Source organism: Deltaproteobacteria bacterium, assembly GCA_009930495.1.
Lineage (GTDB): Bacteria > Desulfobacterota > Desulfovibrionia > Desulfovibrionales > Desulfomicrobiaceae > Desulfomicrobium.
Genome location: RZYB01000117.1, coordinates 1 through 8890, shown reverse-complemented (window position 1 = coordinate 8890; position 8890 = coordinate 1). Strand labels below are relative to the sequence as shown.

The 8890-nt window shown below is 60.7% G+C and carries 9 protein-coding genes; 4 read left to right on the top strand and 5 right to left on the bottom strand.

Annotation, left to right across the window (positions count from 1 at the left end; genetic code table 11):
- A partial coding sequence (locus EOL86_09970; protein NCD25896.1) for a PAS domain-containing sensor histidine kinase occupies positions 1–1839 on the top strand: 1839 nt, incomplete at its 5' end.
- On the top strand, positions 1811–2191 hold the full coding sequence (locus tag EOL86_09965) for a response regulator (protein ID NCD25895.1): 381 nt from the start codon (positions 1811–1813) through the stop codon (positions 2189–2191). The genes EOL86_09970 and EOL86_09965, both read left to right, overlap by 29 nt.
- A gap of 9 nt (positions 2192–2200) precedes the next feature.
- Here the strand turns inward: EOL86_09965 and EOL86_09960 are convergent, their stop codons facing one another.
- Genes EOL86_09960 through EOL86_09950 form a run of 3 tightly spaced genes read right to left on the bottom strand, consistent with a single transcriptional unit; the run spans position 2201 to position 3963 of the window.
- Positions 2201–2725 carry a GNAT family N-acetyltransferase gene (locus EOL86_09960; protein NCD25894.1) on the bottom strand — a complete coding sequence of 175 codons (525 nt, stop codon included), beginning with the start codon at positions 2723–2725 and terminating at the stop codon, positions 2201–2203.
- Between the two features lie 29 nt (positions 2726–2754).
- Complete coding sequence (gene proC, locus EOL86_09955; protein NCD25893.1) at positions 2755–3546, bottom strand: pyrroline-5-carboxylate reductase; 792 nt, start codon at positions 3544–3546, stop codon at positions 2755–2757.
- Positions 3547–3963: a nucleoside-diphosphate kinase gene (locus tag EOL86_09950; protein ID NCD25892.1), complete on the bottom strand. Its 417-nt coding sequence runs from the start codon at positions 3961–3963 to the stop codon at positions 3547–3549.
- A 188-nt stretch (positions 3964–4151) separates the two neighbouring features.
- Between EOL86_09950 and EOL86_09945 the strand changes: the two genes are divergently transcribed.
- Positions 4152–4712, top strand: coding sequence for a GAF domain-containing protein (locus EOL86_09945; protein NCD25891.1), 561 nt, complete (start codon positions 4152–4154; stop codon positions 4710–4712).
- Positions 4713–4722: 10 nt separating this feature from the next.
- Positions 4723–5742, top strand: coding sequence for a type I glyceraldehyde-3-phosphate dehydrogenase (gene gap, locus EOL86_09940; GenBank protein NCD25890.1), 1020 nt, complete (start codon positions 4723–4725; stop codon positions 5740–5742).
- A gap of 164 nt (positions 5743–5906) precedes the next feature.
- On the opposite strand, the gene EOL86_09935 is transcribed toward gap, so the two are convergent.
- The gene (locus tag EOL86_09935; protein NCD25889.1) at positions 5907–7253 is read right to left on the bottom strand and encodes a diguanylate cyclase; all 1347 of its coding nucleotides are present in this window, start codon (positions 7251–7253) and stop codon (positions 5907–5909) included.
- Positions 7254–7317: 64 nt separating this feature from the next.
- Entirely contained in the window at positions 7318–8631 is a 1314-nt protein-coding gene (locus EOL86_09930) for a hypothetical protein (protein ID NCD25888.1), read from the bottom strand.
- Between the last annotated feature and the right edge of the window lie 259 nt (positions 8632–8890).

Here is an 8890-nt window from a genome sequence, read left to right as displayed (position 1 = left end):
CCACCCTCGCTCGAATCCTGGAGGAGCTTGGTCCATGCCGATGACATAACGCGCGTCGAGCAGGCGTTGACCGGCCGGCTGGTGCGGTCGGAGACGTATAAGGAAGAATTCCGGATGCGGAGCAAGTCCGGCGAATGGCGCTGGATCCTGAGTCGTGGCAAGGTCGTGGAGCGGGACGTGGATGGAGCCCCGACGCGGGCGGTGGGGACGCATGTCGATATCACCGAACGCAAAAAGAGCGAGGCCGCCCTGCGTGAAAGCGAGGAAAAATATCGGGATATCTTCAATAATACGCCCAACGGTATTTTTCGGTCCACTTTCGGAGGCCGGCTTGTCGAGGCCAATCCCTCCATGGCGCGCATGCTTGGTTTTGACTCACGGGAAGAACTCCTGGCGGCCATGAGCAATCTGGCCACGGATCTTTATCCTCGTCCAGAGGGCCGGCAAGATCTGCTTGATGCCTTGCTGGAGTCTCCCCGTGGCGTCAGTCGGGAGGTCGAATTCCGGCGCAAGGACGGAGAGCGGCTTTTCGCCATCATCAACGCGTCCTTGCAATTCAATGGCAACGGCGAGCCGCTGTTTTTGGTCGGCACCCTCGAGGACATCACCGAACGCAAGCGGGCCGAACTGGCCCTGCGGCAGTCAGAGGACAAGTTCTCGCGGCTGTTCCGGTTGTCGCCGGACGCCATCGTTGTCCAGGATTTTGTTTCGCGGCGTATCAAGGACGTCAACGAGGCGTTTTTACGGCTTTTTGGCTTCAGCCTCGAAGAGTGCCTGGGACGGACCCCGTCCGAGCTGAACGTGTACCAGGACGAATCGGTCTGTGACAATTTGTTCGCGCAGGTGGAGGGGCTGGGCGTCGTGGAGAACTTCGAGGCCGAGGTTCGCCGCAAGAACGGGGATATCCTGTCGTGCTCCATTTCCTGTCAAATGCTGGTCATCGATGGCGTGCCGCACATGATGGGGGTCATGCGCGACGTGACCGAATCCAGAAAAATGCAGCAGATGATGATCCAGACCGAAAAGATGCTCTCCGTGGGCGGCATCGCGGCGGGTATTGCCCACGAAATCAACAATCCGCTTGGTATCATTTTGAACACCGCCCAGAATCTGGCCCAACGGACCAAGCCGGACTTTCCCAGGAATCTGGAGGTCGCGGGCCGGATCGGCCTCGATTTGGGGCTGCTCGATGCCTACATGCGCGAGCGCGGTCTGCATTCCTTTATCGAGGAAATCAGCGCCGCCGCCATCCGCGCCGCGGCGATCATCCGGCACATGCTCGACTTCAGCCGGACCAGCGAATCCCGGCGGGCGCCGTGCCACATCCCGGTCATCATCGACAAGGCCGTGGAGCTGGCGTCCAGCGATTACGACCTGAAGAAGAATTATGATTTCAGGCTGGTCACGGTGATCAAGGAATATGGCGCTGATTTGCCGCTGGTCGATTGCACCGAAACCGAGATTGAACAGGTTCTGCTGAATCTGCTCCGCAACGCCGGACAGGCCATGGCCTCGTCGCCAGTGCCCGAGCCATGCATCCGCATCCGGGCCACGCATGAAGGGGACCATGTCCGTGTCGCGGTCGAGGACAACGGGCCCGGCATGTCTCCCGAAATTCAGAAACGGGTTTTTGAACCCTTCTTCACGACAAAGAAGGCGGGGGTCGGCACGGGTCTGGGACTTTCGGTTTCGTATTTCATCATCACCAGCGGCCATGGTGGCCGCATGTATGTGGATTCCGTCCCGGGCCAGAAAACCACGTTCACCATTGAATTGCCCGTCGTGGCGGCTCGATCCGCAAGGAGGGAGGATGCCCGCTCGGATCATGATCGTCGATGACGAGGAATACATCCGCAAGGCGTTGATTTGTCTGCTGGAAGACCATGGTGAATTTCATCTCCGTGCTGTCCACTCGGCCGAGGAGGCGTTGCGGGAGCTGGAATCCGAGCCGGCCGATCTGTGTATCGTGGACTTGCGTCTGCCGGGCATGAGCGGGGAGGAGTTCATTCTCACGGCGCGCGAACTCGGGCGTTGTCCACGCCATGTTTTGCACACGGGTTCCGTGGAATACACGTTATCGAACAATCTCGGAAAAATCGGCATGACGGAGCAAGACGTGCTGCGCAAGCCATGCGACAGCATGCGGATTCTGGAGCGCGTCCGGGCTCTTTTGGGGCCGGGGGCGGAGTGATCCCTCGGGTCAGAGTTTTTTTTGCAATTCCAGAAAGGCGAAGGCGTTCGGGGCAAAGGCGCGAGCCCCACTCATGCCGGTGACCCGCAAAAAACCGAGGCGAATCCAAAAGCGCAGGGCGTTCCAGTTGCGCAGGCCAATGCCGACCCGGGCAGCGCGCATGCCCTGGGCGCGGAGTCGGGCTTCCACGGAGAGGTAGGCTTCACGCCCCAGGCCTTGCCCCTGGTGGGCGGGTCGGAGGAACAGTTCGCCGATGTAGGCCACGTCCGGGTCTGGATAACCGTGGTAAACGCTGAGCAGCCCGACGCATGGCCCGGCCGTGGCGGTCAGGACCAGATTGGACAGGTGCCGGGCCTCGCCGCCTTTGGGGAGGTTGGCCTGCCCCACGAACCTCGCGGCCATGTGGTCCGGGTGCTGGTCATGATCCAACAGGAGCAAGAGGGGTTCGTTTTCCCGGTATATGGCCAGGATGTCGGGGGCGTCGGCGGGAACGACCGGGCGCCCGATCAGGCGGGGGGCGTGGAAGCCTGGCATGACATGAAAAAGGCGGCCGAAGCCGCCCCCTAGTCTCCCAACTCCCGGCTGCGTCGCGTGGCCGCGACCACGGCCTGGGTGATGGCGAATTTGAAACGGTGTTCGTCCAGGGCGTTCAGCCCCGCGATGGTCGTGCCGCCAGGCGACATGACCATTTCCTTCAGAAGCGTCGGGTGGGCGGTTGCCTCCTCGGCCATGAGCGCCGTTCCGGCCATCAGCCCCTTGACCATGGCCGTGGCCTGGGCCCGGGTCAGACCCAGGGTCAGGCCGGCGTCGATGAGGGCTTCCATGAAGGCAAAGACGTAGGCCGGGCCCGAGCCAATGAGACCGGTGTAGGCGTCGAAGAGTTTTTCCGGCAGGACATGGGCCTGGCCGATGGCATCGAAGACCTCGGTCACGGCGTGTTTGATTTCGTTGGTCAGCAGGTCGTGGTCGAAGCACAGGGCGTAGACCCCCTTGCCGATCATGGCCGGGGTGTTGGGCATGACCCGGACCACGGGGCATGCCCTGCCCGACCATTTGATGAGTCTGTCCAGGGTCACGCCGGCGGCGATGGAAATGAGACAGGTTCCGGGCTTGAGGACCTGGGCCAGGTCGGTCAGGACGTGGCGCGTGACCTGGGGTTTGACGGCCAGGAGCAGAAAATCCGCCTGCGCGGCCACATCCCGCCCCGAGGGCAGAATGGTCATGATGTCCGTCTGTCTGGCCCGCATGGCCTCGCTCGGATCAAAGCCGACGAGCTCGAAGGCCCGACCTTGGGCCAGCCCCTTGGCGATGGCCCCGCCCATGTTCCCAAGTCCGATGAACCCGAAACGTTTCATTTATCCCACCAGTTCCAAGGCGTTGAAGAAGTAGGCGATTTCCGTGGCCGCGGTATCCGGGCCGTCCGAACCGTGGCAGGAGTTTTTCTCGATGTCCAGGGCGTACTTTTTGCGGATGGTGCCTTCGGCGGCGTTGTCCTTGTTCGTGGCGCCCATGAGATCGCGGTATTTCTGGATGGCGTTTTCGCCTTCCAGGCACATGACCACGCATGGGCCGGAACACATGTAGTCGGTCAGGCTGGCGAAGAAGGGGCGCTCGCGGTGCACGGCGTAAAATCCCTCGGCCTGGGTTTTGGTTAGGTGGAGCATTTTCATGCCCACGATGCGCAGGCCGGCTGCCTGGATCATGGCCATGATTTCGCCTTGGAGGTTGCGCTCCACGGCGTCGGGTTTGATGATGGAAAAGGTGCGTTCCATAAAATCTCCTTGCATGAATTTTTGGGCCTCGTATCCTTTGGACAGGGAAAGTTCAAGGGACGCGCGGAAATGGTGCGCTGGTTGGTTGTTCAAATTGTTCTGGCCACGGCGCCCGTGAAAAGAGGGTGGTGTCTCGTTGACGCCTAGTATATGTTTTTGGGAAGTTTTGCACATGAACGGAGGACACCATGAGTCAAAAACGTCTCTATGAGATTATTTATGAAGTCAGTCGGACCGTGAACTCGAGCCTGGACCCAAGCGAGGTCCTGAGTCGCATCGCGGAACAGGTCACGCGGGCCATGGGCGTCAAGGGATGCTTCATCCGCCTGCTGGATCGCTCCGGCAAGGTTTTGAAGCCGGCCGCCTATTACGGTTTGAGCGAACGCTACGCCCATAAAGGCGAGGTCGAACTGGCCAAGAGCGGCCTGGACCAGGAAGCGTTTTCCGGAAAGGTGGTCCAGATTTTGGACGCCGGCACGGATTTGCGTTTTCAGTACCGGGCCGAGGCGGCCCAGGAGGGGCTGGTCTCGGTTTTGGTGTCCCCCATGTTCGCCGAAGGGGCCCGGCCCATTGGCGTGATGCGGGTCTATACCGGAGAGCGGCGGGAATTTGGCGAGGACGATATCCGCTTTTTGCAAGCCATCGCCAACATTTCGGCCATTGCCATCGAAAACGCCCGCATGCATCAGACCTTGAAGCGTCAGATGGAGTTGATCAACGCCTACGATTATCAGGTTTTTGAAGACTAGGGAGCTATATATGGGAAAAATACGTATAGGAATCAATGGTTTTGGGCGTATCGGCCGTCAGGTGCTGAAAACCATTTGGCAGCGCCATGCCGACACCTTGGAAGTCGTGGCCATCAATGACCTTTTTGACACCGCGACCAACGCCCATCTGCTGCGTCACGATACCTCCTATGGCCGCTTTGGCGAGATCGTCGAATCGGACGCCGACACCATTCGTGTTGGCGGCCAATGGACCATCAAGAGTTTTGCCCAGCGTGATCCCAAGCTTATCCCGTGGCGTTCCCTCGGCGTGGATATCGTCATCGAGTCCACGGGCATCTTCCGCACCGGTCCCACGGCGGCCCAGCATCTGGAGGCCGGGGCCAGGAAGGTCATTATCACCGCGCCGGCCAAGGAAGAGGATCTGACCGTGGTCATCGGCGTGAACGAGGGACAGTACGATCCGGCCAAACACCATGTCGTGTCCAACGCCTCGTGCACCACCAACTGCCTGGCCCCGGCGGTCAAGGTCATGCACGAGGCCTTTGGCGTGGCCAAGGGCGTTTTGACCACGGTCCACGCCTATACCAACGATCAGCGCATTCTGGATCTGCCGCACAAGGATCTGCGCCGGGCCCGGGCCGCGGCCTGCAACATGATTCCGACCTCCACCGGCGCGGCCAAGGCCGTGGCCAAGGTGTTGCCGGAAATGGCCGGGCGTTTCGATGGCTACTCGGTGCGCGTGCCCGTGCCGGCCGTGTCCTTGGTGGATTTCGTGGCCGTGCTGGAGCGCGACGCTACGGCCGACGAGCTCAGGGCCGCGTTCAAGACCGCGTCCGAGGGACCGTTGGCGGGCATTCTCGGGTATTCCGAGGAGCCCCTGGTGTCTTCGGATTATGTCGGCGATCCCCGCTCCGGCGTGGTCGAGGCGGATTTTACCACGGTCCAGGCCGGTAATCTGGCCAAGGTGTTGATCTGGTACGACAATGAATGGGGGTATTCCTGCCGGGTGGCCGATCTGGCCCATTTGATGGCGCAAAAAGGTTTGTGAAAGACATGGATTCCGCGTTGTCCGGCGCATGTTCGGGCCGAAGCTGCCTGGCGGAGGGCTGCCGGCCCACATCGTGAATTCGAAAAACGGAACAGCGGTTCACGCCGTGAACAAAAAAAGGCGGGTTTGCCGACCCGCCTTTTTTTGCGTGTTTTTTGGGAAGTTCAACGCATGAGGTAAAAACCCAGATCGCCGTCGTAGCTTTTTTGATCCGCGAAGGTGCATCCGACGTAGCGGTCCTTGATGTACCGGACCCGGACGACGCGGTTGATTTCCGTGGAGCGGGAGTCATCGAGCTGGAAGTTGACCCGGATCAGGTCGTTTTTGGCCACCGGGGGAGTCAGCAGGGCCGTGAAACCGATTCCGTTCAGGGAGATGTTGTCCACGAGCATGTCACCGGAAGGGCCGCCTTCGAGAGGGCTGAAACTTCCCGCCAGTTGAACGCTTTTGCGGTAGAACTGGCGGCGTTCCATGGATTGTTTTTCTTCATTGAGGAGTTGGAAGATATTGGCGGCCACATTGCGGAATTTTTTAAATCCCTGGGTGCCGACATTGCTCAGCACGGTGATGCCCAGCAACGGCGTGATGTCGTCCTGGGTTCCGGTGCGGGCTTCGATGGACACGGTGAAGGGCGGGAGTTTGTGTAGCAGGCGCTGATGCTCGATTTTGGTGGCCAGGCGCTGTCGGACCTCCAACGCCTGCCGGGGGGCGGTGTTGGGCATGATCACCGCGAACTTGTTGGGCCCGATGCGGCAGGTCACATCGACCTTGCGCACGTCTTCGGAGATGATGGTGCCCAGGGTTTGGATGATGGTGTCGGCGGTGGTTACCCCGTGCTCCTCGTTCAGGCCGCGCAGGTTTTCGAGGGTCGGGAGCATGACCGTGGAGGGCGTGCCGTAGCGTTTGCAGACTTCTATTTCCCGCTCCAGATACCGTTCGAAGATGCGTCGGTTGGGCAGGCCGGTAAGCTGGTCGGTTTCGGCCATGCGGCGCATGGCCTGGAAATAATACGCCCGCTCGATGGCCACGGCCGTGATGTCCGCGATGGCCGAAAGACTGTGCAGATGATCTTCGGTGTAGAGGGTCTTGTCCGCGCTGTCGAAAAGTTCCAGCACGCCATAGACCAACTCGCCACTCTTGAGCGGCACGGCCATGATGGAAAACGTGTCCTGGGTTTTGACGCTTTGAAACTGGGCGCGGAAGCGAGGATCCGTGGCCGTGTTCTCGATGAGCAATGGCTCGCCGGTTTCCACGACCCAGCCCGCGATGCCCTTGCCCTTGCGGAGTTTTTTACCGGAGACCATTTCCTCCTTGGCGCCCCGGACCAGGGAGAAGGTCATGTCGCCGCTGTTCGGTTCCACCAGGAGAAACGCCAGATGCGTGGGCGTGAAATACCGCTCCACGTGGCCGCACAGGCCTTCAAGGGTTTGCTGGATGCTGGTTCTTTGGGACAGACCTTTGGAAATGCCGTGAAGTATGTTCATGCACGATGACGCGCCAATGGATTCCATGCGGGGCTCCTTGTGGGCCAGACTACGATTTGATTTTGGGCTGTTATCAAAAAAACGGCCTTTGTCAAATATCCCGGGCCTTGCAAATGACAATTTTCGTGTCCCGCTTTCCGGCCCAGGTCTCCAGGGCGGCCAACGTGGCGGGGTAGGGATGGCCTATGGCCACGGCCAGGCCGCTTTTTCTGGCCAGGGCCTCCGCTTTTTTGAGCTGCAGGAGAATGGTCTGTTTTTGGGGCGTGTTGTCCAGGAACACATGACGGCGGCGGTAGCGCATGCCCAGACTGGCGCTGACCGAGTCGACACAGCTTTTGGGCGTGGTCAGGCTGTCCACGAAAAATTTTCCACGTCCCTTGAGATGGGCCAGCACGGTGCGCATGGCTTTTTTGTCCTGGGTCAGTTTCGATCCCATGTGGTTGTTGACGCCATCCACCTCGGGCAGGCGGGCCAGATTGGCGACCAGGGCGCGTTCCAGTTCGGCCGGGGACATGGCCGCGCGCAAGGTGCCGGGTCCGGAATTGGTCTTGGGATAGCCCAGGGGCTCGCAGGGCAGGTGCAGCAGTAGTTCCAGGTCGTTGTTCCGGGCGATTCCCGCCACTTCCCTGGCCTTGGTGGTGAAGGGCAACACCGAAAAGCTGACCGGGAAGGGGAGTTTGGCCAGGCGCTGGGCGGTTTTGGTGCTTTCTCCCAGGTCGTCGATAATGATGACCAGGCGCGGCGTTGTCGCGACCGGTTCCGGTTTGGGCGGAGTGCTGGGAAGTGGGATGAACAGATGGTGCGTGGGCTGTCCCTGGATCGAAACTTCCAGGTCGCGCGGGTTCCCGTCCAGGGCCTGAAGATCGGATCCGGGCACCATGTCCTCGAGATTGTGTTCCAGGGCGGCCAGGAAAGGGAAAACATCCGGGCGCAGATGGAGGGTCAGGTTTTGGTAATGGAATTCCTGGCCACGGAATTTTCGGGCTTCCACGGCGCGATGCCTCAGAACGGATTCACTCTGTCCCGCGCTGTCCAGGGCCTTGAGGATGGCCAAATCCGCGTCGCGGACCCGCGCCTCGAAATCATCGATGGGCGCTTCGTAGGCCAGGGGCGGCACCGGCGCTGGCGTGACGGGTGACTGTTCCAGGGGGGGCGTGGCGACTTGGGGTGGCGCGGGGTGCTCCGTTGCCGGGCCGTGGTCGGGAAGGCGGGCCGCGACGCCCTGCTTGACTTCGGACCGGGGCGGAGCGCCTTGTTCCGGATTGGCCGGCTTTTGTGGCAGGCGCAGGATAAGAAGCAGGGTCAGGCCGGTCAGCAGGACAACGCCGAGCAGGGCCAGGGTTCGGAACAGGGGAAAGCGGGACGCCTTTTTCGAGGTTCCCTTGCGTTTTTTCTTGGCAGGCATGGGCGTGAAGGAAAACAGGGCGGCCGGGCCGCCCTGTTTGGCATGGTTATTTGACCGAGATTTGGCTGATGTGGGGCAGGGATTTGACCAGACTCAGACCCAGGCGCAGCTGGTTGTCCTTTTCCAGGAGATCCTTGATGTCGCCATTGGCGTCCCGGCGCTGGCCATTGGCGTTGGGATTGTCGAGATGCTTGGACAGATCCGCTTCACGGAAGGCGTCCCGGTCCTCGGCTTCGGTGGTCGGCGGAATAAAGGGCAG

Coding starts and splice junctions, on each gene's coding strand:
- EOL86_09965 (NCD25895.1), top strand. CDS start 1,811: ATGCCCGCTCGGATCATGATCGTCGATGACGAGGAATACATCCGCAAG.
- EOL86_09960 (NCD25894.1), bottom strand. CDS start 2,725: ATGCCAGGCTTCCACGCCCCCCGCCTGATCGGGCGCCCGGTCGTTCCC.
- proC (NCD25893.1), bottom strand. CDS start 3,546: ATGAAACGTTTCGGGTTCATCGGACTTGGGAACATGGGCGGGGCCATC.
- EOL86_09950 (NCD25892.1), bottom strand. CDS start 3,963: ATGGAACGCACCTTTTCCATCATCAAACCCGACGCCGTGGAGCGCAAC.
- EOL86_09945 (NCD25891.1), top strand. CDS start 4,152: ATGAGTCAAAAACGTCTCTATGAGATTATTTATGAAGTCAGTCGGACC.
- gap (NCD25890.1), top strand. CDS start 4,723: ATGGGAAAAATACGTATAGGAATCAATGGTTTTGGGCGTATCGGCCGT.
- EOL86_09935 (NCD25889.1), bottom strand. CDS start 7,253: ATGGAATCCATTGGCGCGTCATCGTGCATGAACATACTTCACGGCATT.
- EOL86_09930 (NCD25888.1), bottom strand. CDS start 8,631: ATGCCTGCCAAGAAAAAACGCAAGGGAACCTCGAAAAAGGCGTCCCGC.